This is a genomic window from Plesiomonas shigelloides, assembly GCF_900087055.1.
Classification (GTDB): Bacteria; Pseudomonadota; Gammaproteobacteria; order Enterobacterales; family CAMTGL01; genus Plesiomonas; species Plesiomonas shigelloides.
In genome coordinates this window covers 2,417,813-2,444,173 of the sequence record NZ_LT575468.1, presented here as the reverse complement: position 1 = coordinate 2,444,173, position 26,361 = coordinate 2,417,813, and the positions used below count along the sequence as shown (strand labels likewise).

Below are 26,361 nucleotides of genomic sequence, written 5' to 3'. Positions count from 1 at the left end.
AGATGACCTTCTTAAATATTGTTGATGTTGGCCGCTTCAAGCTCACGGAAGTATTTAACCGTTTTGACTTTCAGCTCCATGGTTGAAGGCTCGTCACAGACGATCATGGACTTCGGATGCAGTTGCAGAGCGGAAATCGTCCACAGGTGGTTGACGCAGCCTTCAACGGCAGCCTGCAGCGCCAGCGCTTTGGCATGGCCGGTAACTAGGATCATGATCTCTTCGGAGTCCAGCAAAGTGCCGACACCGACAGTCAGGGAGTACTTAGGTACCTGGGTCATGTCGCCGTTAAAGAAACGGGAGTTGGCGATACGGGTATCTTCGGTCAGGGTCTTGATCCGTGTACGTGAAGCCAGAGAAGACGCCGGTTCGTTAAAGGCAATGTGGCCATCGTTGCCAACACCGCCCATAAACAGATTGATTTTACCGTAGGACTTAATTTTCTCTTCGTAACGGCGGCATTCAGCATGAACATCTGCAGCATTACCGTCGAGCAGGTTAATATTTTCTGGTTTAATATCAACGTGGTCGAAGAAATTGCGATGCATGAAAGAATGGTAGCTTTCCGGATGATCTTCCGGTAAACCAACGTATTCATCCATGTTGAAGGTTACGACATTAGCAAAGCTCACTTCACCGGCTTTATGCAGCTCGATCAAGCGCTTATAGGTTGCCAGCGGTGTACCACCGGTCGGTAAACCTAATACGAACGGACGCTCAGCTGTGGGTTTAAAGGCATTAATGCGGTCGGCAATGTAACGGGCTGACCATAATCCAACGTCCTTGGCTGTTGATAGCGGAATTAAGCGCATTGTACACCTCTTAAACTAACCTGAATTGAGTAAAACCGTGTTGTGAGTGAGCTTATCGCAAACCTGAGCATGTTTTGGATGATAAAATAAGTTTTATGATCTGGCTAGCAAATTGCCTGTTTATTACCCCATTGCGGTGATTGTGATCACAAACAAGGTGGTTTTAATTTGCGAGGCAAAATAAAACTCTTACACTCGGTCATACCAAATAAAAGGTGTGTGGAAACATTCAGTTTTGCTTGTGTGACTCGTTTCATAACCAAAACTGAGTAGCGACGGGTAGAGAGCTGGAAGGCAGAAATAATTAGGTTTGGAAACCGAAATAGGGGATACCAACGTGAATATTCTAGGATACTTACAGAGAGTCGGCCGTGCATTGATGGTACCAGTTGCCACTTTGCCTGCTGCTGCAATTTTGATGGGGGTCGGTTACTGGATTGACCCGGTAGCTTGGGGTGGTAACAGCGCACTAGCGGCGTTCTTTATCAAGTCTGGCGCGGCAATTATCGACAACATGTCCGTACTGTTTGCGGTCGGTGTTGCTTACGGTATGTCAAAAGATAAAGACGGTGCTGCGGCACTGACCGGTTTCGTGGGCTACTTAGTCCTGACCACGCTGCTGTCTCCGGGGGCAGTTTCCCAGATCCAGGGTATCCCAATGGATCAGGTACCGGCTGCGTTCGGTAAGATTAACAACCAGTTTATCGGCATTCTGGTCGGTATCATCTCTGCTGAGCTGTATAACCGCTATAGCACTGTAGAACTGCACAAAGCGCTGGCATTCTTCAGCGGCCGTCGTCTGGTTCCAATCCTGACTTCTTTCCTGATGATTGCTGTTGCCTTCGTACTGATGTACGTATGGCCGGTGATTTATAACGGTCTGGTAAGCTTCGGTGAAGGCATCCAGGGTATGGGCGCTGTAGGCGCGGGTATCTATGCATTCTTCAACCGTCTGCTGATCCCGGTTGGTCTGCACCACGCACTGAACTCCGTGTTCTGGTTCGACGTTGCCGGTATTAACGACATCCCTAACTTCTTGGGCGGTCAGGCATCTATCGACGCTGGTAAAGCGGTGCTGGGTGTGACTGGTATGTACCAGGCTGGTTTCTTCCCAATCATGATGTTCGGTCTGCCGGGCGCTGCATTGGCGATTTACCACACTGCTAAGCGTGAAAACCGCGAGAAAGTTGCGTCTATCATGCTGGCTGCTGCGTTCGCTGCGTTTTTCACCGGTGTAACTGAGCCGCTGGAATTCTCCTTCATGTTCGTAGCGCCGGTTCTGTATGTGATCCACGCGCTGTTGACCGGTATCTCTGTATTCATCGCCGCTTCCATGCATTGGATTGCAGGCTTTGGCTTCAGTGCGGGTCTGGTGGATATGGTGCTGTCTTCACGTAACCCGCTGGCTACTCAGTGGTACATGCTGGTTCTGCAAGGCTTTGCCTTCTCCGCGGTGTACTACTTCGTGTTCCGCTTCGCTATCGTTAAGTTCAACCTGAAAACTCCAGGCCGTGAAGATGACGAAGACGAAGAGCTGGTTGAAACTGTGCACAGCACTGACAACCAAGAGCTGGCGAAAAAGTATCTGAAAGCGCTGGGCGGCCATGCCAACCTGACCACTATCGATGCTTGTATCACTCGTCTGCGTCTGACCATGAAAGACCGCAGCATCGCTGATGAGCGTGTACTGAAAGCGCTGGGCGCGAAAGGTGTGGTGAAGCTGGGTGAGAACAATCTGCAGATTATTCTGGGCCCACAAGCTGAAATCATCGCAACAGAAATGAAGCGCATCCCTGCGACTGAAGATCTGAGCAACATCAGCATTCCTACCGTAAAAGCGTAATCCGTTTTATCTCTATCTTTGTTTAGTTGTGATTTCCCGGTCCCTTTGGGGCCGGGTTTGACGGCCTGATCACATCTTTTTTCAGGCTCTTGGAGTGTTTTAGGGGGTTTTATGTTGAGATTATCTGCCATTGCTATCGCGACCACGATGGCGTTGACCGGTTGTGCCGGTAGCGGCGACAGCAACCAGACTCTGGTTAACCGTATGGGTAGCCAGTTGAATGTGCAGTACGCAGTACTGGATAACCACGGTGGCGAAAACGGTGTCAACTGTGGCGCGCTGGGTGCCGAGTGGGCGGCGTGTAACAAGGCCACGATTACACTGACCAACAATGGCGGTGAAATCAGCGGTAAAGCATGGACCATCTATTTCCACAGCATCCGCCAAATCCTGGCGGTGGAAAATGAACAATTCAAGATCTCTCACGTAACCGGTGACCTGCATAAACTGGAGCCAACTGACAAGTTTGATGGTTTCCAATCCGGTGAAGTGGTTGAAATTCCTATCATTGGCGAGTACTGGCAGCTGTTTGAAACTGACTTCATGCCACGTTGGTATGTCACCGCCGGTGATGCTAAGCCAAAAGTCATCAGCAATACTGACACTGAAAACGTGAGCGAGTTTTCGGCTCCAATCACCGGTGATAACTGGAAGCGTACCAGTGGTGACAAAAACGTGCTGATGAATGCGCAAACCCGTTACGCTAAGAACCAAGATGTGCCGGTTCTGCCAGCGCAGCAGCTGCGTGGTCAGATCCTGCCAACCCCAGTGGAAGTCACTGTGGGTAAAGCCGATGCCAGCTTGGCAAACGGTATCAATATCCAAACATTGGCACTGCCGAAAACCACACTGGACGCAGTTAGCGAGCGTTTGACGCAGTTAGGGGTGACAACCTCTAGCGCAGCGGATGCTTATCCGGTAGACGTGAAAATCAACAAGGCGGCGTTTAAAGGTAAGTGGCAGACCGAAGGGGCCTATACCCTGAAAGTGACACCACAAGGCGCGCAGATTGTGGGTAATGACGCCGCGGGTGCGTTCTATGGCTTGCAGTCTCTGATTTCACTGATCCCGATGGATGGCAGCAAAACCATCGCCACCGTGACTGTGAAGGATATGCCTCGCTTTGAACACCGTGGTATGCATGCCGATGTTGGCCGTAACTTCCACAACAAAGAAAGCATTCTGCGTCTGCTGGATCAAATGGCAGCGTACAAGCTGAACAAATTCCACTTCCACCTGAGTGATGATGAAGGCTGGCGTTTGGAGATCCCTGGTCTGCCTGAGCTGACCGACGTGGGCAGCCAGCGTTGCCATGATTTGAGCGAAACTCAGTGTCTGCTGCCTCAGTTGGGCTCAGGTCCTGACAGCAACAACCAAGGTAGTGGCTTCTACAGCAAGCAAGATTATGTGGATATCCTGAAGTACGCCAAGGCGCGTAACATCGAGGTGATCCCAGAGCTGGATATGCCAGCGCACGCGCGTGCGGCGGTCGTATCGATGGAAGCGCGCTACAAGAAACTGATGGCGGAAGGCAAAGAGGCCGAAGCGAACCAGTATCGTCTGCTGGATCCGCAAGATACCTCTAACACGCTGTCTGTACAGTTCTATAACCGCACTAGCTACCTAAACCCGTGCTTGGAATCGTCTCAAGCGTTCGTCGATAAGGTGATCGGTGAAGTGGCGGCGATGCACAAAGAAGCCGGTATGCCGCTGCAAACTTGGCACTTTGGTGGTGACGAAGCGAAGAACATTCGCTTGGGCGGAGGCTTCCAAGATGTGAACGCGGCCGAGAAAGTAGATTGGCGTGGCACGATCGACCAGAGCAAAGAAGATAAGCCGTGGGCCAAGTCTCCGGTATGTCAGAAGATGGTCGAAAGCGGCAAGGTTTCTGATTTTGAACACCTGCCAAGTCAGTTTGCGAAAGAAGTCAGCCAGTTGGTGAACAAGCATGGCATCACTACCATGATGGCGTGGCAAGATGGCCTGAAAGATGCCAGCGGCGCATCTGACTTTGCAACTAAGAAAACCGGTGTGAACTTCTGGGATACCCTGTACTGGGGCGGCTTTGATTCAGCCAATGATTGGGTGAACAAAGGCTATGAGCTGGTGGTCTCTAACCCAGATTACGTGTACTTCGATATGCCATACGAAGTGAACCCGAAAGAGAGCGGTTATTACTGGGCAACCCGTTTCAGCGATGAGCGTAAAGTGTTCGGTTTCGCGCCAGACAACTTGCCACAAAACGCGGAAACCTCAGTAGACCGTGACGGCAACCACTTTAACGCGAAGAGCGATAAGAAGTGGGGCGGCGCGACAGGCGTACAAGGTCAGTTCTGGAGTGAAAGTATCCGTACCGACCCTGGCATGGAATACATGATCTTCCCACGTATGCTGCCACTGGCTGAGCGTGCTTGGCACCAAGCGGATTGGGAGCTGGATTACGTGGCGGGTCGTGAGTTCAAAGGCGGTGAAACCCATTACGTGAACAGCAAAGCGCTGAACCGTGATTGGGCGCGTTTTGCCAACCTGTTGGGTCAGCGTGAGCTGGCGAAGCTGGATGCTGCCGGTGTGCAGTACCGTCTGCCGGTACCGGGTGCGGTAGTGACAGCAGGCGTGTTGGAAGTAAACACCGCGTTGCCGGGTCTGGCGGTTGAATACTCTGCCGACAACGGTAAAACGTGGCAGCGTTACGACGCCGCAGCGAAGCCGACTGTCACTGGTGAAGTACAAGTTCGTACTGTCAGCCCAGATGGCAAGCGTGCTAGCCGTGTAGAGAGCGTTAAATAAGCGTTGAGGTTTATCCCTCGGTAAATTTCCTTACCGGTTGGCCGCCGGTAAGGGAAGCGGTATTGGCCAACTTCCTAAACGGGACATGATTGCCTCCCCGACGCTTGCCACGGGAGGATTTTGGCGGCGAACGCCGTCTTCACACACTTTGTGCATGTTGTGCTCGGTTCAACCCGCCTAATGGCGGGTTTTTTTTCGGTTTTTGTGCAGTATTGTGTCTGCAACAGTTGTTTGCAGCACAGGTATTGTGGATGATACTAGGTTATGTTGTTGCATCACCGCGAGTGAGGGTAAAAAAATGAGTGAGGCTGAAGCCCGCCCGACTAACTTTATCCGTCAGATCATCGATGAAGATCTGGCGTCCGGTAAACATACCAGCGTGCATACCCGTTTTCCGCCGGAGCCAAATGGCTATCTGCATATCGGTCATGCCAAATCTATCTGCCTGAACTTCGGCATTGCCAAGGATTATCAGGGTCAGTGCAACCTGCGCTTTGATGATACTAACCCGGCAAAAGAAGACATGGAGTTCGTGGAATCTATCCAGAACGACGTGAAATGGCTGGGTTTTGAGTGGAGTGGGGATATCTGCTATTCATCCGACTATTTTGATCAGCTGCATCAGTATGCGATTGAGCTGATCCAAAAAGGTCTGGCGTATGTGGATGAGCTGACTGCTGAGCAAATGCGCGAATACCGCGGCACCCTGACTGAGCCGGGTAAAAACAGCCCGTATCGTGATCGCAGCGTAGAAGAGAACTTGGCGCTGTTCGAGAAGATGAAAAACGGTGAGTTTGCCGAAGGTAGCGCGTGTCTGCGTGCCAAAATCGACATGGCCTCTCCGTTCATCGTGATGCGCGATCCGGTTATCTACCGTATCAAGTTTGCTGAGCACCATCAGACCGGCAACAAGTGGTGCATCTACCCGATGTACGACTTCACCCACTGCATTTCCGATGCGCTGGAAGGGATCACCCATTCCATCTGTACGCTGGAGTTCCAAGATAACCGTCGTCTGTACGACTGGGTACTGGATAACATCACTATTCCTTGCCATCCACGTCAGTACGAGTTCTCTCGTCTGAATCTCGAATACGCCATCATGTCTAAGCGTAAGCTGAACCAGTTGGTGACCGAGCAAGTGGTGAGCGGTTGGGACGATCCACGTATGCCGACTATCTCCGGCCTGCGTCGTCGTGGTTATACTCCAGAGTCTATCCGTGAGTTCTGCCGTCGTATCGGTGTGACCAAGCAGGATAACTTGGTGGAGATGTCGGCGCTGGAAGCTTGTATCCGTGAAGATCTGAACGAGAACGCGCCGCGTGCGATGGCGGTTCTGGATCCGGTTCGCGTGGTGATTGAGAACTTGCCAGAAGGTCATCTGGAAGTGCTGCAAGCGCCAGTGCATCCGAACAAAGCGGAAATGGGCACGCGTGAGCTGCCATTTACCCGTGAGATCTTTATCGATCGCGCAGACTTCCGTGAAGAAGCCAATAAGCAGTACAAGCGTCTGGTGCTGGGCAAAGAAGTGCGTCTGCGTAATGCGTACGTGATCAAAGCAGAACGCGTTGAGAAAGATGCCGAAGGCAACATCCAGACCGTCTTCTGTACTTACGATGCCGATACACTGGGTAAAGATCCAGCCGATGGCCGTAAAGTGAAGGGCGTGATCCACTGGGTGTCTGCGGATAAAGGTGTGCCAGCTGAAATTCGTGTCTACGACCGTCTGTTCAGCGTGGCTAACCCGGCAGCGGCAGATGATTTCCTGTCGACCATCAACCCAGAGAGCTTAGTGATCCGCCGTGGTGTGGTTGAGCCAAGCTTGGCGCAAGCCCCAGCAGAAAAAGCCTATCAGTTCGAGCGTGAAGGTTACTTCTGCGTAGATAGCAAAGACTCATCGGCGGAGCATCTGGTCTTTAACCGTACTGTGGGTCTGCGTGATACTTATCAAGCAGGCTAAATCACGCAAGCTAAGCCGGTAAGGCGAGTATGGGTTAACCGGTCTTGATCTCTTGGCCGGTTAATATGCTCAATGATGGCGAATAAAAAAGCGCAGTCTAGACTGCGCTTTTTTTATGTGACTTGTCTTTTAACATCATGAGTGACGCGGTGATGTCATGCCTATGTCAGTACTATTAACCAGATAACCAGATAACCAGATAACCAGAGCGATCCAGTTAGCGACTGACCGAGGATAAGCTCGCCGAATCAGTTTTTCGGATCGTGCAGGCTTTCGTTCTGACGGCAGTCGCCATCGGCGCAGTGACCGTACAGGTACAGACTGTGGTTGGTCAGACGGATCCCATAACGCTGGGCAATCTCTTTTTGCCGCTGCTCGATAAAGTCATCACTAAATTCAATCACTTTGCCGCAATCAAGGCAGATCAGGTGATCATGGTGATGTTGCTGGGTCAGTTCGAAGACTGATTTGCCGCCTTCAAAGTTGTGGCGGCTGACGATGCCGGCATCATCAAACTGGTTCAGTACACGGTATACCGTAGCCAGACCGATCTCTTCACCCATATCGATCAGCTTTTTATACAGATCTTCCGCACTGATATGCTGACAATCCCCAGTCTGGAGCAGTTCAAGGATTTTCAGCCGCGGTAACGTGACCTTCAGACCGGCTTTTTTTAGCGCAGTATTATTATCTGTCATATATCCAGCGTTCCTGATTTTTTTGGTCTGGGCAGAGGGTATGTCTATCTATCGATATCTCTATGCCGGACGGTTATCTACATCGGACATGGCGACCGGAGTAGAAATGAGAGTGACTAGCATTATAAGAGGTGCGTAACCAAGTTAAAACCGTAAATCCCAGATAAAAACAAAATGGTTGCGCAAATGTTATTGTTTGGTAGAGTTTTTGCTCTGTCGACAAGGATAACAGGATAAACCGCATGCCAGCCTTTTTGTTTCGTGCGTGGATCTTCCGTTGGGCGTTGAATCTCTGGCCACCCTTTTTCGGGGCCGGTATTCGTATTCGTCGTCTAGACCGTGATTTTCGCTGTTGCGAAGTGACCTTGGCGTTTCGCTGGTGGAATAAAAACATCAATCGCAGTCAGTTTGGCGGCAGCCTGTTTGCCATGACCGATCCGATTTATGCCTTGATGCTCATTGGGCGCTTAGGGCCAGATTACATGGTCTGGGATAAAGCGGCAGACATTGATTTCATCCGCCCTGGCTGGGGTAAGCTCACCGCCAGTTTCGAAATCAGTGAAGGCCGTTATGAAGAGATTTTGGCGGCTACCGCCAATGGTGAGAAATGTTTGCCGCAGTTTACGGTGGCGATTAAAGATGCGCAGGGCGAGATAGTTGCACGGGTGAACCGCACCCTGTACGTGCGGCGTAAGTGCAAAACCGAAGAGGTGGTCGCGCCGTTAGATGCGCATCGGCCGCATTTCGCAACGGGTGATAAGCCGCATGAAAAGAATAAAGCCGGCTAAATGCCGGCTTTATTGCGGATGCCTGTTGCCCCATGATGAGGCCGGGCAGCAAGATTGACGTTAGCGAGACATTCGCTATCTAGATTTAGTTATCCAGCTCGGCCAGACACATCTCTTCGTATACTTGCTTCACCCACTTCTCGACACGCTCGGCAGTCAGCTCTGGCTGGCGGTCTTCATCGATGCACAGACCGACGAAGTTCTGGTCATCGACCAGTGCCTTAGACGCTTCAAAGTGGTAACCGGCAGTTGGCCAGTGACCGACGATCACGCCACCACGCGCTTCTACGATGTCACGCAGAGAGCCCATTGCGTCACAGAAGTACTCAGCATAGTCTTCTTGATCGCCGCAGCCGAAAATGGCAACCAGCTTGTTGTTGAAATCAATTTCTTCCAGAGTAGGGAAGAAATCATCCCAATCACACTGCGCTTCACCGTAGTACCAAGTTGGGATACCCAGCAGCAGCAGATCGAAGTTGTCGATGTCTTCTTTGCTGCTTTTGGCGATGTCACGTACGTCCACCAGGTGTTTGCCCAGCTGTTTTTGGATCATCTTGGCAATGTTTTCGGTATTGCCGGTATCGCTGCCAAAGAAAATTCCTACACTTGCCATTCTCTTATACCTTAGCGTTCATTTCGGGCTGTCAGTCAGGTTTAGCGCGAATTCTTCCGCATCCAAGCCCAACTTTTCCAGCAAAATTTGTTCGATCAGTTCACTGCGGCTCATTTGTTGCTCGTGAGCCAGCACGTTTAATGCTTCCACCACCCGGCTATCGACTTTCAGTTCAATTCGGCGTAATCCTTTGGATTTATCGCGCTTGAGCTGATTACGCTTATTAATCCGTAACTGTTCATGCCGGGGAAGCGGGTTTGTTTTTGGACGACCGGGACGACGTTCGTCAGCAAACAAATCAAGAGTGGTACGGTCTGTATTTTCTTTTGCCATTTGAACTACAAGTGCTGCTCTTGCTAAGAATCAACCGATACCAGCGCCTTCCCAGTAGAGCTGGATCAGACCTTTGGCAACGAAGCCTGCACATCCAAGAAACAAAACCAGCCAGACAATGCGGCGGCCAAACGGGGGAACATTGCCACGTTTTAGCACGTCCTGAATTGCCATCCCTATAAAAAAGAAGAGGACAATAAAGAATAAATCAAGGCCAATCGCCTCAATAGTTTCCATGTGCTTATAAAGCATGTGGCAATTCCATTTAGCCCGTCAGTTTAAGCCGGAACTATACCATAGCCCTTGTTCCCTGTTAACGGGAATCCGCATTGAGAAAGCGCCGGATTGCGCGTAATACCGCGTCTGGTTTTTCCGCGTGCAGCCAATGTCCGGTTCCCTGAATCACATGGGCTTTCGCTTGTGGAAACTGGCGCAAAATATCGGGGCGGAATTTGTCTTGAATGTAGGGGGAGTGTTCGCCTTTGATGAACAGCACCGGTTTATTAAACGGCGTACCTTCATTCCAGCCGACAATCTGCGGATAGTTGTTTTCTAGCTCACGCACGGCAAAGCGCCAGCTGCTCTCATCGCTGGGCGCAAAAGATTTAAGCAAAAACTGGATCACGCCTTCTTCTTTGAGATGGTGGCGCATCAGTTCGGCAGCTTGTGCACGGCGCGTTGGACGCGCTTGGTCGACGGCATGCAGGGCGCTGAACACCTGATCGTGGCGGCGAGTTTGGTAATCTACCGGTGACATATCCAGCACCACCAATTGTTCAACGCGCGTTGGTGCGAGCTGGGCAATCTTCATGGCGACTTTGCCCCCCATCGAGTGACCGATGAAGCTCGCTTGCGGGATCTGCAACTGATCCAGCAGTTGCAGCACATCCGCGGCCATGGCCTCATAATTCATCTCTGTGTTATGAAAACTCTGGCCGTGATTACGCAGATCGACCTGAATGATCCGGTAGTCATTAACCAGATCGCGAGCCAGTAAGCCGAGGTTATCCAGCGTGCCGAACAGACCGTGGATCAGCACCAGTACCGGACCTTCTCCCTGTTGTTTGTAGTTGATCATGAGCTAAACCAAGTTGGTGTATAGAGAATCATGGCCTGAGAAGGTATAATCGCCGAGTTATTCATGCAAGAGAACGACATTGGATCGACATGAAAATCATTGAAGTAGACGAAGAGCTGTACCGTATTATTGCGGGTCATACACAGCATATCGGAGAAAGTGCCTCCGACATTTTGCGTCGCATGCTGAATTTATCCCCGAGCAGCGAGCCACGTCCTGCCGGGATCGTGGTCAGCCGTGATGCTGGAAAAGAGTGTTCAGTCGATCGTGTACGGGCCGTGCGCGAGCTGCTGTTGTCAGATGAATATGCCGCCCAGACTAAAGCGATCGGTCGTTTCATGCAGATCCTCTCTTCTTTGTATTCGCTGGATCCAAGCGGATTTACTGCCGCTACAGAAGAGCTGCGCGGTCGTACCCGGGTTTATTTTGCCGAAGATGAGGCAACCTTGTTGCTGCACGGCACCCACACCAAGCCAAAAGCTATTCCGGGTACCCCTTATTGGGTCATTACCAACACCAACTCGGGTCGTAAACGCGCCATGGTCGAGCAGATCATGACGGCGATGCAGTTCCCCGCGGAACTGACGGATAAAGTTTGCGGCACCATCTGAGCGTTAGGGAGTAACGCCGTATGGCAATTCATCCGCGGGCCGGTCAACCGGCCCAGCAAGACGATCTGATCAATATTGGTCAGCTGGTTTCTGAATACTATGTTCTGCAACCGGATCCGAAAAATGCCGCTCATGCGGTACAGTTCGGGACCTCTGGTCATCGGGGCAGCTCGGCCCGCCATAGCTTCAACGAAGCCCATATTCTGGCTATTGCGCAAGCTATTGCTGAAGTGCGCATGAAGCAGGGGATCTTAGGCCCGTGCATCGTGGGTAAAGATACCCACGCCTTGTCTGAGCCGGCCTTTATTTCGGTTTTGGAAGTGCTGATTGCTAATGGCATTCAGGTGATTGTCCAAGAAAATAATGGCTTTACCCCGACCCCAGCGGTTTCCTACACCATTTTGTGCCACAACCGTAGCAACGGTGTGCTGGCAGATGGTATCGTGATCACGCCGTCTCACAATCCACCGGAAGATGGCGGGATCAAATACAACCCGCCTAATGGTGGCCCAGCCGATACCAACCTGACCAAAGCCATTGAGCAGCGCGCCAATGAACTGATTGCGGGCAATCTGGCGGAGGTGCGTCGCATTCCGTTTGCGCAGGCTAAGCAAAATGAGCTGCTGCTGGAGCAAGACTTGGTGCAGCCGTACGTGGAAGATCTGGTCAATGTCGTGGACATGGACGCGATCCGTAACGCCGGTCTGAAACTGGGTGTCGATCCGTTGGGTGGGTCGGGTATTGAATACTGGAAGCGTATTGCCGAACACTACAATCTAGATCTGACGCTGGTGAATGATGCGATCGATCCATCATTCCGTTTTATGTCATTGGATAAAGATGGCGTGATCCGGATGGATTGTTCTTCGCCGTATGCGATGGCCGGTCTGTTGGCGCTGAAAGACAAGTTTGATCTGGCTTTTGGTAACGATCCTGACTATGACCGCCACGGTATCGTGACACCAACCGGCCTGATGAACCCGAACCATTATCTGGCAGTGGCCATCAATTACCTGTTCAGTCATCGTCCACAATGGGGCGAAGAGGTGGGCGTTGGTAAAACGCTGGTTTCCAGTGCGATGATCGATCGCGTGGTTGCGGCACTGGGTCGCCGTCTGGTGGAAGTGCCGGTGGGCTTCAAGTGGTTTGTTGATGGTCTGCATGAAGGCTGGTTAGGCTTTGGTGGCGAAGAAAGTGCCGGAGCCTCCTTCTTGCGCTTTGACGGCACTGCGTGGTCAACCGATAAAGATGGCATCATCTTGTGCTTGTTGGCGGCGGAAATCACGGCTGTGACCGGCATGAACCCGCAGCAGCATTACGAGAAACTGGCCGAGCAATTTGGCTCGCCATGCTATTCGCGGATTCAGGCGGTCGCCAATAGTCAGCAAAAAGCGATCCTCAGCCGTTTGTCACCAGAGATGGTGAGTGCGGAAACGCTGGCAGGCGATCCTATCATTGCGCGTCTGACCCGAGCTCCGGGCAACAATGCACCGATTGGTGGATTGAAGATCGTGACGCAAAATGGGTGGTTTGCCGCGCGGCCATCCGGTACTGAGGATATCTACAAGATTTATTGTGAAAGCTTTGTCGGCCCAGAGCATCTGGCGCTGATTGAGCAACAAGCCGTGCAAATCATCGATAAGGTGTTGGCGGACGCACAGTAAACGGGCTAGATAATCCCTGTTGTTGCTCAAGGCGCAGACTTCCCTCTGCGCCTTTTGTTTTTCATATGTAGCCACAATGCTAAAATATGTAAAATAATTACAGAATGATGCAGATGCTCGTGCTTTTAAACACCAATTGATTAAAAAATGTGTAGTAAACTTACTTTTTCCTGATTACACTGCAAAGACGCAGTCGAAACGGTTCAACTATCGGGAGGAGTATGATGTACCAGAAGTATTCGTTAGCTCAGATTCTTCTGCGCCGCACTGGGGTGCTTATTGCAGGTTCTCTGGCGTTGCCGGTCATGGTCTTCCACCCGAACCGGGCACGCTTTTACAGCTACCTGCACCGGGTGTGGAGCAAAACCAGCAGCAAGCCAGTTTGGTTAGCGAGCTCAGAACGTAGCGTGCGCGATTTTTACTAACTTCGTGATTTACAACGCGCGTTAACACACCGCATTGTCGCGTAGCGACCACCGAATTTGATACAAGAAAGCCTCTCAGCGATGAGAGGCTTTTTTTATGGTCATTTCTGCTGCTCGGCGATAAATGTTAAGCTGATGTCAACATTCTGCGGTTGAACCGCATTTTGCGCGATACACTGTGACTATCTGAACCACATGGAGAGGGAACTGATGAGTACGCTGATACCTGTAGGCATAAGTGCCTGTGTGCTAGGGGAGTCGGTTCGCTTTGATGGCGGCCACAAACGCTTGCCATTTGCCACCGATCATCTAAAACCGTATGTCCGTTTTTATCCGGTATGCCCTGAGATGGCGATCGGGATGCCGAGTCCGCGTCCGGCGATCCGTTTGATCCGCGGCGAAGAGGGAGTGCAACTCGTCGGCAGCAGCCAAGATCTGAATGTGACCGAGGCAATGCAGGCGTTTTCCCGTGAGAAAGTGGCATCGCTCAGTCATTTATGCGGCTATATCGTGTGCGCTAAATCACCGACCTGCGGTATGGAGCGGGTCAAAGTGTACGATGCGGCTGGTAAGGGGGCGGAAAAAGTCGGCGTGGGTTTGTTTACGCAAGAGTTGATGCGCCAGATGCCGTGGTTGCCGGTAGAAGAAGATGGCCGACTCAACGATCCGGTGCTGCGTGAAAATTTCGTGACGCGCATTTTTGCGCTGCATGACTTTTATCGTCAGTGTGAGGCGGGGATGACGCGCGGTAAGCTGGTGGCATTTCATAGCCGTTATAAGTTGTTGATTATGGCCCATTCGCAAGCCGATTATCGCGCTTTAGGCCGCCGTGTGGCCGATCTGGACGCGATGCCGTTTGACGAGTTGTTGATTGCCTATCGGGATCATCTGATGCAGGCCCTCAGCAAGCGACCAACGCGGAAAAACCATTCCAATGTGCTGCAACATATTCAAGGCTATTTCAGTCGTCAGCTTTCATCACGACAGCGTAAAGAGCTATCGCATCTGATCGATCGCTATCGCCGTGGTACTCAGCCGTTATTGGCGCCTTTAACCTTATTACGCCACTATCTGGAAGAGCATCCCGATCCTTATCTGACGCAGCAAGTCTATTTCGAACCCTATCCGGAGGCGTTGTTGCTACGCTATGGCAGTTAATCAGACGCTCAGTCACTCAACGCCACACCATCTGGTGTGGCTACGCACCGATCTGCGCTTGACCGACAACCGTGCGTTACACGCGGCGTGCGCCGATCCGCATGCCCGTGTCTCGCTGCTGTTTATCGCAACGCCCACGCAGTGGCAGCAGCATGATATGGCGCCGCGCCAAGCCGAATTTATCCGGCAAAACCTGTGCCTGTTGGCGCAGGAAGCAGCGCAGCGCAACCTCGGTTTTCTCTACCGTGAAGTACCAGATTTCGCGGCTATACCCGCAACCATACAACAGCTGGTCGACGAGCAGGGGGTTACGCACCTGTATGCTAACCGCCAGTATGAACTCAATGAGCAGCGTAGAGATAGTCAGGTCAGTGCGTTACTTGGTGTTAGGTTGCCGATGACGTGGTGCGATGATGCATTGTTGGCCGCACCTGGCACTGTGCGTACTGGACAGGGTGAGATGTATAAGGTGTATACGCCATTTCGGCGTGCGCTGCTGGGGTTATTGGCGCAGCTGGATACCGCAAGCTTGCCAGCCCCTGCATGTCGGGCTCTGTGGATGACCACCCGTCCAGCTGACTCCGTTACGCCGTTTAGCTATCCGTGTCAGGACAACCCATTGTTTGTGGCTGGCGAAGCGGCAGCGTTGCAGCGCCTGCGCACCTTTTGCCAGCAGCAAGTGACACACTACCACGAACAGCGCGATTGTCCGGCACTGCCAGCGACCAGCTTGCTTTCGGCGTATTTGACGTGTGGCGTGCTTTCGGTGCGCCAATGCCTGAACCGATTGCGATTAGAGCATTCACACACCTACCTACAGCCAGAGAGCGGTGCTTTTAGTTGGCTCAATGAGCTTATCTGGCGTGAGTTTTATCATCATTTATTGGCGGCATTTCCTGATTTGTGCCGTGGGCGCCCATTTATCCCGTGGACCGATCATGTCGAGTGGTCTGCTGATCTAGAGCATCTGCAAGCATGGCAACGCGGTCAAACCGGCTATCCGATTGTGGATGCGGCGATGCGTCAGCTTAACCAGACCGGTTGGATGCACAATCGGCTACGCATGATCAGCGCAGGCTTTTTGGTCAAGGATCTGCTGCTGAATTGGCGTTGGGGCGAACGTTATTTTATGTCTCAGCTGGTGGATGGCTCGTTGGCGGCCAATAACGGCGGCTGGCAGTGGTCAGCGTCTACCGGTACCGATGCCGCCCCCTATTTCCGCATCTTTAATCCCACCACCCAAGGGGAGCGCTTTGACCCCGAGGGGCAATTTATTCGTCAGTGGGTGCCTGAGTTGGCCGCAGTGCCAGATCGTTGGGTACATAACCCGCATGCGTGGGCTGCCAAGCAAGGGGTGAGCTTAGATTATCCGCCGCCGCTGGTGGAGCATGCCAATGCCAGAAAGCAAACGCTGGCCGCCTATGAAATGGCACGTAACCTCTTTTCGGCCTCAGCGCAGTGACTCTTCATGCTATGATGCCATTACGTGAGAGAACAGACAGAAAACTATGCAAAATACAGAACTGGAACAGATACTTAACAGCGAATTGAATGTCAGCGCCATCCGCGACTATTGCCCAAATGGGTTACAAGTTGCTGGGCGCTCGGAAATTCACTCGATTGTCACCGGTGTCACCGCCAGTCAGGCGTTACTGGATGCAGCATTGGATCTGAACGCAGATGCCGTGTTGGTTCACCATGGTTATTTCTGGAAAAACGAGTCGCCAGTCATCAAAGGCATGAAGCGTGAACGTTTGAAGACCTTGCTGGCCAATGATATCAATCTGCTGGCATACCACTTGCCGCTCGATGTGCACCCTGTATTGGGGAACAACGCCCAATTAGCCCAGCATCTTGGCATCGAAGTGGCGGGGGGATTAGAGCCGGATAACCGCTACTCGGTTGCCTTGCATGGCAGTTTTGCCGCACCGGTGACCGCGCAGCAGCTAAGCGAGCGTTTAACCGATGTGCTCAATCGCACCCCACTGCACTGTGCCAGTGAACAAGCTCCAGATCTGATCCGCACCGTGGCTTGGTGTACCGGTGGCGGCCAAAGTTATATCGAGCTGGCCGCTGAAGCAGGTGTCGATGCCTTTATCAGCGGCGAAGCCTCAGAGCAAACCGTGCATATTGCGCGTGAGATGGGCATGCATTTCTTTGCGGCCGGCCATCATGCGACAGAACGTTTCGGGGTAAAAGCACTGGGTGAATGGCTGCACAGTGCCTATGGCTTGCATGTCACTTTCATCGATATCCCTAATCCAGTTTAATAATAACCAAATCAATAGATTAGCTAACAGAGTATCGATTTAATCTAGATAACCCTGTTGGCTAGTCTCTTTTTATATAAAGCATTGTGCATACGGTCACTATGGTGAAATATTCAGAAGGTAGTCTGTGATTCCTTGCAGGCTGCCTGCAATTTCATTGGCAATCATTGATTGCATATAAGAAATTTACTCTTTTTATTTCATATAGATACACGGAAGAGGGCTTGCTGATGGATAAAGTGCAAGTATGTTTAGTGACCGGTGGTGCAGGTGGGATTGGACGTGAAATCTGCCGCCGGATGGCAGCGGATGGCTATACTGTCGTTGCCGGTTGTACCAGTCTGGATGGCGCCAATGCCAAGGCATTTGCCGCAGAAATAGAACAAGATCGCTTGAATATCCGTTTGCAGGCATTTGATGTCAGTGATTTTGATGCTTGCCAGCGTACGATTATGGATATTGAAGAGTCGGTCGGGCCTATCGCCGTGCTGGTGAATAACGCCGGGATCACGCGTGATGGTACCTTACGCAAAATGAACCGTGCACAGTGGGACGAGGTGTTATCCGTTAATTTGGATAGCGTATTTAACTTATCCCGCGCCGTGATCAATCCAATGCTGGAGCGCCAGTACGGCCGGATCATTAACATTTCGTCTATTAATGGGCAAAAAGGGCAGTTTGGTCAGTGTAACTATGCGGCGGCCAAAGCGGCGATGTACGGTTTTAGCAAATCATTGGCGCAAGAAACGGCAGCCAAAGGGATCACCGTGAACTGTATCTCTCCAGGGTACATTGAAACTGACATGATCCTCGCGATTGATGAAACCATCCGTGACAGCATCCGCAAGCAAATTCCAGTGCAGCGCTTTGGCCAGCCATCGGAAGTTGCGCGCTCTGTTGCCTTCTTGGCTGCCCCAGAGGCGGGGTTTATCACCGGCTCTAATCTGGCCATGAACGGCGGCCAGTACATGGATTAATGCGCGTTATTAACTCATGCGTTACGAACATCCGAACCCCGCTGATGCGGGGTTTTCTTTTTCTATCTTTGTGTCGGACGTTTTAAAAAAGAACAAGGCAGCGAAACGCTGCCTTGGAAAGAATGGGTTTACATTTGCTGGCTATTTACTGGCTCAGTACGGCCAATAACCAGTCTAGCCATTATGTATCCGCGAAAGGGTTATTCGCGTTCATGCATGGCGTGAAATTCACGCTGGGTTTCACCGGTGTACAGCTGACGCGGACGCGCGATACGCAGTGCACTGCCTTCACTGTGCATTTCATTCCAGTGCGCAATCCAGCCAACGGTACGGGCAATCGCGAAGATAACCGTAAACATTGAGGTTGGGATACCCATCGCTTTCAGGATGATACCGGAATAGAAATCGACGTTCGGGTAGAGTTTCTTCTCGATAAAGTACGGATCAGACAGCGCAATGCGCTCCAACTCCATTGCCACATCTAACAATGGATCTTGGATATTCAGCGTCTTCAATACTTCATGGCAGGTATCGCGCATTACGGTGGCGCGTGGGTCATAGTTTTTGTAAACGCGGTGACCAAAGCCCATCAGACGGAATGGATCATTCTTGTCTTTGGCGCGGGCGATAAACTCAGGAATACGTTCTACCGAGCCGATTTGCATCAGCATATTCAGACAGGCTTCGTTAGCGCCACCGTGAGCCGGTCCCCACAACGAGGCAATCCCCGCCGCAATACAGGCAAATGGATTGGCACCGGAAGAACCCGCGGTACGCACCGTTGAGGTTGACGCATTTTGTTCGTGGTCAGCGTGCAGGATCAGGATCTTATCCATTGCGCGCGCCAATACTGGATTGACTTCATATTCTTCACATGGTGTAGCGAACATCATGTACAAGAAGTTGGCGGCGTAGGAGAGATCGTTGCGTGGGTAAATGAAAGGCTGACCGATAGAATACTTGTAACACATGGCCGCGAGAGTAGGCATCTTAGATAGCAGACGGAATGCCGCAATGGCGCGGTGATCGTCGTTATTGATATCCAAAGAGTCATGGTAGAACGCGGCTAACGCACCGCTCACCCCGCACATAACAGCCATTGGGTGGGCGTCGCGACGGAAACCGTGGAAGAAGCTGGAGATCTGTTCGTGCACCATGGTGTGGCGTTTGACGGTATGGATGAAGCGTTCATACTGCGCTTTGGTCGGCACTTCGCCGTACAGCAGGATGTAACACACTTCCAGATAGTCAGATTTGTTCGCCAGTTGGTCAATCGGGAAACCACGGTGCAGCAGCACACCGATATCGCCATCGATATAGGTGATTTTTGATTCGCAGGCAGCGGTGGACATAAAGCCGGGATCGAACGTGAACAGGCCGTGAGCGCCCAGCGGACGTACATCGACCACATCGTTTCCTAATGAGCCTTTATACACAGGTAACTCGATGGACTCACTGTCGCTCAATCGCAGAGTGACTTTTTGTTCTGCCATAACATTCTCCTTTGCTCTTATTTTTTGTCCTGATGCAGATCTAGCTTTGTGGTTGAGTTACCAGTGGTGTGTTGAGCCAATGCACGTTACGTCACCAAGCTAGTCCGAATTTTCCTCTTTCCAATGTTGCACAACTTAACAGGGAGGAAAAGAGGTATCTGGATAAACTTTGCACACCAGTCGAATTCGGGTGAGTATTTTGTAACCGACGCTTAGCATACATGTCAATTTGCTTTGCTGTATTTATAAAAAGAGCAAAACACGGTCTATGTCTCATAGTTTGTTTAAAAATTATTAACAACTCTTTCCTGAATTGTAATGAATGATGGTGAAAAGTATACTTGGCTCGGGTCTTCAGGTTAATGAAAGTATTGCCTAAATGTAAATGGATTTGGCGTTGCAGGCGTATCACCACCCAACACACCTCGCCCGGCGGTATGCTGAAACGCAAAAATGACTCCTGTTTACCCGGTAACTTTCAATAACCTGAAGGTTAGATAAGGAAAACAAACAGAGCTCAATGGAGCGGCGTGGGCAGAACCGTGAATAAGCAAAGACCTGTTAATCTTGATCTGAAAACGATCAGCTTCCCGATAACCGCAATCGCCTCGATTCTCCATCGGGTGAGCGGTGTCATTACCTTCATCGCATTGGGGATCTTGTTATGGCTGTTATCCCTGTCGCTCTCCTCTGAGCAAGGGTTTGCACAGGCGCAAGCCATTACCGATACCTTCCTTGTTAAATTCATTTTGTGGGGCATTTTGACGGCGCTGGCCTACCATGTGGTTGGCGGGGTACGTCACTTATTAATGGATTTAGGTTTTGGTGAAGAAAACTTGGCGGTTGCTAGCCGTAGTGCGCGGATTGCTTTTGCCATTACCATCGTTTTATCACTGCTTGCGGGGGGGCTGGTATGGTAACGAATGCCACTGCGTTTGGCCGAAGCGGCGTGCAAGATTGGATCTTGCTGCGAGCCACCGCCATCATCATGACGTTGTACATCCTCTATTTATTAGGTTTCATCGTTTCCGCCCCGGAAATGACATACGGGATCTGGAAGAACTTCTTTACCTTTGGCATCACGCAAGTGTTCACCATTTTGGCTGCCGTGTGTGTGCTGGTTCATGCCTGGATTGGACTTTGGCAGGTGTTAACCGATTACATCAAACCGGTCGCTTTACGTCTGGTTTTGCAGTTTGTGGTGGTGTTGGTACTGATGGTGTACCTGATTTCCACAGTCGTCATTGTGTGGGGGGCTTAAGGTGAATATAACAACAAAAGAATTTGATGCGGTCGTGATTGGTGCAGGTGGTGCTGGCATGCGCGCAGCGCTGCAGATTTCCCAGTCAGGTTTGAGCTGTGCGCTAATCTCAAAAGTTTTCCCAACCCGCTCCCATACCGTATCGGCACAAGGTGGGATCACCGTGGCGCTGGGCAATGCCCATGAAGATAACTGGGAATGGCACATGTACGATACGGTAAAAGGTTCTGATTACATCGGGGACCAAAATGCCATTGAATATATGTGTAAAACCGGCCCAGAGGCGATTTTAGAGCTGGAGAACATGGGCTTGCCCTTCTCCCGTTTTGATAATGGCCGCGTCTATCAGCGTCCTTTTGGTGGCCAATCAAAAAATTTCGGTGGTGAGCAGGCGGCGCGTACGGCGGCGGCCGCTGATCGTACTGGACATGCGTTATTGCATACCCTGTATCAGCAGAATATCAAAAATAAAACCACCATCTTCTCTGAATGGTATGCATTGGATCTGGTGAAAAACCAAGATGGCGTGATCCAAGGCTGTACGGCAATTTGTTTGGAAACCGGTGAAACCGTCTATTTCAAAGCCAAAGCGACAGTGCTGGCCACCGGTGGGGCTGGGCGGATTTTCGCTTCGACCACCAACGCCCACATTAATACCGGTGATGGCGTCGGGATGGCGGTACGCGCTGGGGTGCCGTTACAAGATATGGAAATGTGGCAATTCCACCCAACCGGGATTGCCGGTGCGGGCGTGCTGGTTACTGAAGGCTGTCGCGGTGAAGGCGGCTACCTGCTGAATAAGCACGGTGAACGCTTTATGGAACGTTATGCGCCGAATGCCAAAGACTTGGCCGGTCGTGATGTGGTCGCGCGCTCTATGATGATTGAAATTCGTGAAGGGCGTGGTTGTGATGGTCCGTGGGGGCCGCATATCAAGCTCAAACTCGATCATTTGGGTAAAGAGGTTCTGGAATCTCGCCTGCCAGGTATCTGTGAATTGTCACGCACCTTTGCTCATGTTGATCCGGTCAATGAGCCGATTCCGGTGATCCCAACTTGCCATTATATGATGGGCGGGATCCCGACTCAGGTCAGTGGACAAGCGGTGGGACAAACTGCGGATGGGCGTGATGTCGATATCCAAGGATTGTTTGCGGTCGGTGAGATTGCCTGTGTATCAGTACACGGGGCGAATCGTCTGGGAGGGAACTCGCTGCTGGATCTGGTGGTCTTTGGCCGAGCAACCGGTTTGCACCTTGGTGAAACGCTGGCGGCGCAAAGTGAAGCCCGTGCGGCCAGTGAGTCAGATATCGAGGCATCGTTGGCACGCGTGAATCGCTGGAACAGTACCCGTAACGGCGAAGACCCAGTGCAAATCCGTAAAGATCTGCAAAGCTGCATGCAGCGAAATTTCTCGGTATTCCGAGAAGGTGCGGCGATGGCTGAAGGGCTCGAAGAGCTCAAAACCATTCGTGAGCGTCTGAAGACCGCACGTTTGGATGATACATCCTCTGACTTTAATACCCAGCGGGTAGAGTGTCTGGAGTTGGATAACCTGATGGATACGGCTTATGCCACCGCGCTGGCGGCTAACTTCCGTACCGAAAGTCGTGGCGCGCATTGCCGCTTTGACTACCCAGATCGTGATGATCAGCAGTGGCTGTGCCACTCTCTGTACAATCCGGTCACCGACAGTATGAGTCGTCGTCAGGTTAACATGGAGCCGACATTGCGTCCGGCCTTCCCTCCGAAAGCACGTACCTATTAAGGGAATAAGGAGTCAGGGTATGCAAGTGCAGTTTTCGATTTACCGCTATAACCCGGAAACCGATAAGGCGCCTTATATGCAAACGTTGCGCCTGGAAACGGAAGATGGGCGAGACATGATGGTGCTGGACGCGCTTATCAAGTTAAAAGAACAGGACCCGACCTTAGCCTTTCGCCGTTCGTGCCGTGAAGGGGTGTGTGGATCCGACGGCATTAACATGAACGGTAAAAATGGGCTGGCCTGTATTACACCGTTATCGGCGTTAACGGGCAGTGGTCAACAGACCATTGTGATCCGGCCATTGCCGGGCTTACCGGTGATCCGCGATTTGATTGTCGACATGGGCCAGTTTTATACCCAGTACGAGAAAATCAAACCGTACCTGATTAACGATGGTAAGCAGCAGCCTGAACGTGAGTTTATTCAGATGCCAGCACAGCGTGAACATCTCGATGGTTTGTATGAGTGCATCTTGTGTGCCTGTTGCTCGACCTCGTGCCCGTCGTTCTGGTGGAATCCGGACAAATTTGTCGGTCCTGCCGGTTTACTGGCAGCATACCGTTTCCTGATTGACAGTCGTGACACCGCCACAGCAGAGCGTTTGGCTGATTTAGATGATGCTTTCAGTGTATTCCGCTGCCATGGAATTATGAATTGCGTTAATGTATGTCCTAAAGGATTAAATCCTACCAAAGCAATTGGACATATTAAGTCTATGCTGTTGCAAAAAGCGGTTTAAGTACGGTAAGCCATCAGTCGGATAGGGTAAATAGACGGAACGGTTCAGCCGATTAAGCGCACAAAAGATTGTGATATGTTGCGCGCTGATTGAAATTGTTGAACGAATACGTTAACTATCTGCGGTGAAAGCAAAAAGAAGAGAGCTCGGGTTTCCCGTCCGAGCACCATACCGGCTCTCGGTGAACGTCAGGGTATCCACATCCGGTCGGTTCACCGAGTTTCGGTATAAAACACCACGGCAAAACAACAAAATATATAAAAGGGATTAAGATGGAAAACGGAGTCATTCAGGACTGGTTGGACTCTTCCCCGCTGGCGGGCGCCAACCAAACCTATATCGAACAACTCTATGAAGATTACCTCACAGATCCTGCGTCGGTAGATGAGAACTGGCGGGCTATTTTTGATAGCTTGCCTGTCGTGAGTGTGGCCGCTGAGCAGCCCCATTCTCGGGTACGCGACTATTTCCGCAAACTGGCCCAAGAGCCAGCGCGTTACCGTCATACCCAAGCCGATCCTGAGGCTGACGTTAAACAGGTGCGGGTTCTGCAACTAATTAACGCATTCCGTTTTCGCGGTCATCAGCAGGCCACGTTGGATCCGCTGGGGCTGTGGAAGCAAGACCCTGTCGCTGATCTTGACCCTGCATTCCATAACCTGACCGCCGATGATTTTGGCTCCGTCTTCAATGTCGGCTCTTTTGCTTGTGGGCAAGAGAGTCTGCCGTTATCTGCACTCTACCAAGCGCTGAATGAAACCTATTGTGGCTCGGTGGGCGCAGAGTACATGCACATCACCAGTACTGAAGAAAAACGTTGGATTCAGCAGCGTCTGGAGTCGGTACAAGGTAAACCTGAATTTACGCCACTGGAACAGCGTACCTTCCTGTCAGAATTGACCGCCGCAGAAGGTCTTGAGCGTTATATTGGGGCGCGTTTCCCGGGCGCGAAGCGTTTCTCGCTGGAAGGTGGCGATGCCATGATCCCGCTGGTTAAAGAGCTGATCCGTGGCTCAGCCCAGCATGGTGCTCGTGAAGTGGTGCTGGGAATGGCGCATCGTGGCCGCTTGAACATGCTGGTCAACGTACTGGGTAAAAAACCGGCGGACTTGTTTGATGCTTTTGCCGGCAAGCATGATGAAGGCTGGGGCACTGGGGATGTGAAATATCACCAAGGCTTCTCGTCTGACTTTGCCACCGAGCACGGCACCGTGCACTTGGCGCTGGCATTTAACCCATCGCACCTTGAGATTGTAAATCCAGTGGTCGTGGGTTCCGTGCGTGCACGCCAAGATCGCCTAGGCGATCATGAAGGCAGCACGGTATTACCGATCACCATTCATGGCGATTCGGCGATTGCCGGTCAAGGGGTGGTGCAAGAAACCTTTAACATGTCGCAGGCGCGTGGTTACAAAGTGGGCGGCACCATTCGGATTGTGATTAACAACCAGATTGGTTTTACCACCTCGAACCCGAAAGACACGCGCTCGACACAATACTGCACTGACATTGCCAAAATGGTGCAGGCACCGATTTTCCACGTTAATGCCGATGATCCTGAAGCGGTCGCGTTTGTCGCTCGTTTGGCATTGGATTATCGTTTTACCTTCAAGCGTGATGTGATGATTGATCTGGTTTGTTATCGCCGTCATGGCCATAACGAAGCGGATGAGCCGAATGCTACGCAGCCGCTGATGTACCAGAAGATCAAAAAGCATCCGACGCCACGTAAGATTTATGCCGATCGACTCATCGAAAGTGGCCTGATTTTGCAAGAAGATGCCACCGAAATGGTCAACAACTATCGCGATGCGCTGGATAAAGGCGATTGCGTGGTGCCAGAGTGGCGTCCGATGCAGATGCACTCGGTTGACTGGGCGCCGTACTTGAATCATGAGTGGGATATGGCGTATCCGGCAGGGGTGGAATTATCCCGCTTGCAGGATTTGGGGCGCCGTGTTTGTCAGTACCCAGAAAGTCATGTACTGCATCCACGAGTAGAAAAAATTTATGCCGATCGCCGCGAAATGAGCGAAGGCTTGCGTCCACTGGATTGGGGCTTTGCCGAAACACTGGCGTATGCCACGTTGTTGGATGAGTCGGTGAATGTACGCTTGTCTGGGCAGGATGCTGGGCGCGGTACTTTCTTCCATCGTCACGCGGTGTTACACAACCAAAACGATGCCAGCATTTATCAGCCACTGACGCATATCCATAATGGCCAAGGCAAATTCGAAGTCTGGGATTCCGTGCTGTCAGAAGCGGCGGTACTGGCTTTTGAATACGGTTATGCTACGGCAGAGCCGCGCTCGCTGGTCATTTGGGAAGCGCAGTTTGGTGATTTTGCCAACGGCGCTCAAGTGGTGATTGACCAATTCATCAGCTCGGGTGAGCAAAAATGGGGTCGGATGTGTGGGGTGACACTGCTGTTACCACACGGCTACGAAGGCCAAGGCCCAGAGCACTCGTCGGCCCGTTTAGAGCGTTATTTACAGCTGTGCGCTGAGCAAAATATGCAGGTGTGCGTGCCGTCAACGCCAGCGCAGGTTTACCATATGCTGCGTCGCCAGATGGTTCGTCCAATGCGTCGTCCGCTGGTGGTTATGTCTCCGAAATCCTTGCTGCGCCATCCACTGGCAGTTTCTAGCCTCGAAGAGTTGGCCAACGGACAATTCCTGCCAGCGATTGGCGAGATTGATGCGTTGGATCCGGCTAAGGTGCGTCGCGTGGTGCTGTGCTCCGGTAAGGTGTACTACGACTTGCTGGAACAGCGTCGTAAGAATGAACAAACGGATGTGGCGATTATCCGGATTGAACAACTCTATCCGTTCCCATACGAGAGCGTGCGTGCACTGCTCAGTGCCTACGCCCACGTGACCGATTATGTCTGGTGCCAAGAAGAGCCGTTGAACCAAGGCGCCTGGTATTGCAGCCAGCATAATCTGCGTCAGGTGATCCCGGCGGGGGCGACACTGAATTATGCTGGTCGTCCGGCATCCGCGTCACCGGCGGTCGGTTACATGTCACTGCATACCCAACAACAAAAGAACCTGGTTGACGATGCCTTGCGCACGGAATAAGAA

At 51.6% G+C, this 26,361-nt stretch carries 22 protein-coding genes and 1 pseudogene; 16 read left to right on the top strand and 7 right to left on the bottom strand.

The window, feature by feature from the left end:
- Nucleotides 1–11 precede the first annotated feature (11 nt).
- Nucleotides 12–812 carry a glucosamine-6-phosphate deaminase gene (gene nagB / locus NCTC9997_RS10830; RefSeq protein ID WP_010864252.1) on the bottom strand — a complete coding sequence of 267 codons (801 nt, stop codon included), beginning with the start codon at nucleotides 810–812 and terminating at the stop codon, nucleotides 12–14.
- 337 nt (nucleotides 813–1,149) lie between these two features.
- Between nagB and nagE the strand changes: the two are divergent.
- From nagE to glnS, 3 genes and pseudogenes are all read left to right on the top strand, one after another.
- Nucleotides 1,150–2,652 (top strand): annotated as a pseudogene (gene nagE, locus NCTC9997_RS10825) (N-acetylglucosamine-specific PTS transporter subunit IIBC); the annotation flags it as partial.
- 114 nt (nucleotides 2,653–2,766) lie between these two features.
- Entirely contained in the window at nucleotides 2,767–5,442 is a 2,676-nt protein-coding gene (locus tag NCTC9997_RS10820; RefSeq protein WP_064978060.1) for a beta-N-acetylhexosaminidase, read from the top strand.
- Nucleotides 5,443–5,740: 298 nt separating this feature from the next.
- Entirely contained in the window at nucleotides 5,741–7,402 is a 1,662-nt protein-coding gene (gene glnS, locus NCTC9997_RS10815; RefSeq protein WP_064978059.1) for a glutamine--tRNA ligase, read from the top strand.
- 248 nt (nucleotides 7,403–7,650) lie between these two features.
- Here glnS and fur read toward each other — a convergent pair whose 3' ends face one another.
- Nucleotides 7,651–8,100 (bottom strand): ferric iron uptake transcriptional regulator, encoded by a 450-nt coding sequence (gene fur, locus NCTC9997_RS10810; protein WP_010864248.1) that lies wholly within the window; start codon nucleotides 8,098–8,100, stop codon nucleotides 7,651–7,653.
- Nucleotides 8,101–8,342: 242 nt separating this feature from the next.
- Here fur and NCTC9997_RS10805 point away from each other — a divergent pair, with 242 nt between their 5' ends.
- Nucleotides 8,343–8,888, top strand: a complete 546-nt coding sequence (locus NCTC9997_RS10805) for a DUF4442 domain-containing protein (protein WP_082935549.1) — start codon at nucleotides 8,343–8,345, stop codon at nucleotides 8,886–8,888.
- Between the two features lie 85 nt (nucleotides 8,889–8,973).
- Here the strand turns inward: NCTC9997_RS10805 and fldA are convergent, their stop codons facing one another.
- The 4 genes from fldA to NCTC9997_RS10785 form a co-directional block, all read right to left on the bottom strand.
- A complete protein-coding gene (fldA, locus tag NCTC9997_RS10800; RefSeq protein WP_010864246.1) occupies nucleotides 8,974–9,501 on the bottom strand; it encodes a flavodoxin FldA in 528 nt (175 codons plus the stop codon).
- An 18-nt stretch (nucleotides 9,502–9,519) separates the two neighbouring features.
- On the bottom strand, nucleotides 9,520–9,834 hold the full coding sequence (ybfE, locus tag NCTC9997_RS10795; protein WP_010864245.1) for a LexA regulated protein: 315 nt from the start codon (nucleotides 9,832–9,834) through the stop codon (nucleotides 9,520–9,522).
- A gap of 30 nt (nucleotides 9,835–9,864) precedes the next feature.
- A complete protein-coding gene (locus NCTC9997_RS10790) occupies nucleotides 9,865–10,086 on the bottom strand; it encodes a DUF2788 domain-containing protein (RefSeq protein WP_010864244.1) in 222 nt (73 codons plus the stop codon).
- Nucleotides 10,087–10,147: 61 nt separating this feature from the next.
- Entirely contained in the window at nucleotides 10,148–10,912 is a 765-nt protein-coding gene (locus NCTC9997_RS10785) for an alpha/beta fold hydrolase (RefSeq protein WP_064978057.1), read from the bottom strand.
- Nucleotides 10,913–11,001: 89 nt separating this feature from the next.
- Between NCTC9997_RS10785 and seqA the strand changes: the two genes are divergently transcribed.
- From seqA to phbB, 7 genes are all read left to right on the top strand, one after another.
- Nucleotides 11,002–11,523 (top strand): replication initiation negative regulator SeqA, encoded by a 522-nt coding sequence (gene seqA, locus NCTC9997_RS10780; protein ID WP_010864242.1) that lies wholly within the window; start codon nucleotides 11,002–11,004, stop codon nucleotides 11,521–11,523.
- A 20-nt stretch (nucleotides 11,524–11,543) separates the two neighbouring features.
- Nucleotides 11,544–13,187 (top strand): phosphoglucomutase (alpha-D-glucose-1,6-bisphosphate-dependent), encoded by a 1,644-nt coding sequence (gene pgm, locus NCTC9997_RS10775; protein WP_010864241.1) that lies wholly within the window; start codon nucleotides 11,544–11,546, stop codon nucleotides 13,185–13,187.
- A 224-nt stretch (nucleotides 13,188–13,411) separates the two neighbouring features.
- On the top strand, nucleotides 13,412–13,612 hold the full coding sequence (locus tag NCTC9997_RS10770; RefSeq protein ID WP_010864240.1) for a YbfA family protein: 201 nt from the start codon (nucleotides 13,412–13,414) through the stop codon (nucleotides 13,610–13,612).
- 210 nt (nucleotides 13,613–13,822) lie between these two features.
- Nucleotides 13,823–14,770, top strand: coding sequence for a YbgA family protein (locus NCTC9997_RS10765; protein ID WP_064978056.1), 948 nt, complete (start codon nucleotides 13,823–13,825; stop codon nucleotides 14,768–14,770).
- The gene (gene phrB / locus NCTC9997_RS10760; RefSeq protein WP_064978055.1) at nucleotides 14,760–16,232 is read left to right on the top strand and encodes a deoxyribodipyrimidine photo-lyase; all 1,473 of its coding nucleotides are present in this window, start codon (nucleotides 14,760–14,762) and stop codon (nucleotides 16,230–16,232) included. Before NCTC9997_RS10765 ends, phrB begins: the two co-directional genes overlap by 11 nt.
- A 46-nt stretch (nucleotides 16,233–16,278) precedes the next feature.
- A complete protein-coding gene (locus NCTC9997_RS10755; protein WP_010864237.1) occupies nucleotides 16,279–17,040 on the top strand; it encodes a Nif3-like dinuclear metal center hexameric protein in 762 nt (253 codons plus the stop codon).
- Nucleotides 17,041–17,270: 230 nt separating this feature from the next.
- A complete protein-coding gene (gene phbB / locus NCTC9997_RS10750) occupies nucleotides 17,271–18,017 on the top strand; it encodes an acetoacetyl-CoA reductase (protein ID WP_039045541.1) in 747 nt (248 codons plus the stop codon).
- 200 nt (nucleotides 18,018–18,217) lie between these two features.
- Here the strand turns inward: phbB and NCTC9997_RS10745 are convergent, their stop codons facing one another.
- Nucleotides 18,218–19,510, bottom strand: a complete 1,293-nt coding sequence (locus tag NCTC9997_RS10745) for a citrate synthase (protein ID WP_010864235.1) — start codon at nucleotides 19,508–19,510, stop codon at nucleotides 18,218–18,220.
- A gap of 530 nt (nucleotides 19,511–20,040) precedes the next feature.
- Here NCTC9997_RS10745 and sdhC point away from each other — a divergent pair.
- From sdhC to sucA, 5 genes are all read left to right on the top strand, one after another.
- A complete protein-coding gene (sdhC, locus tag NCTC9997_RS10740) occupies nucleotides 20,041–20,430 on the top strand; it encodes a succinate dehydrogenase cytochrome b556 subunit (protein ID WP_064978054.1) in 390 nt (129 codons plus the stop codon).
- Nucleotides 20,424–20,771: a succinate dehydrogenase, hydrophobic membrane anchor protein gene (gene sdhD, locus NCTC9997_RS10735; protein WP_010864233.1), complete on the top strand. Its 348-nt coding sequence runs from the start codon at nucleotides 20,424–20,426 to the stop codon at nucleotides 20,769–20,771. Before sdhC ends, sdhD begins: the two co-directional genes overlap by 7 nt.
- 58 nt (nucleotides 20,772–20,829) lie before the next feature.
- A complete protein-coding gene (gene sdhA / locus NCTC9997_RS10730; protein ID WP_230403198.1) occupies nucleotides 20,830–22,539 on the top strand; it encodes a succinate dehydrogenase flavoprotein subunit in 1,710 nt (569 codons plus the stop codon).
- A gap of 19 nt (nucleotides 22,540–22,558) precedes the next feature.
- Nucleotides 22,559–23,278 (top strand): succinate dehydrogenase iron-sulfur subunit, encoded by a 720-nt coding sequence (locus NCTC9997_RS10725; protein WP_064978053.1) that lies wholly within the window; start codon nucleotides 22,559–22,561, stop codon nucleotides 23,276–23,278.
- A gap of 272 nt (nucleotides 23,279–23,550) precedes the next feature.
- Nucleotides 23,551–26,358, top strand: coding sequence for a 2-oxoglutarate dehydrogenase E1 component (sucA, locus tag NCTC9997_RS10720; RefSeq protein ID WP_010864230.1), 2,808 nt, complete (start codon nucleotides 23,551–23,553; stop codon nucleotides 26,356–26,358).
- Nucleotides 26,359–26,361: the final 3 nt, after the last annotated feature.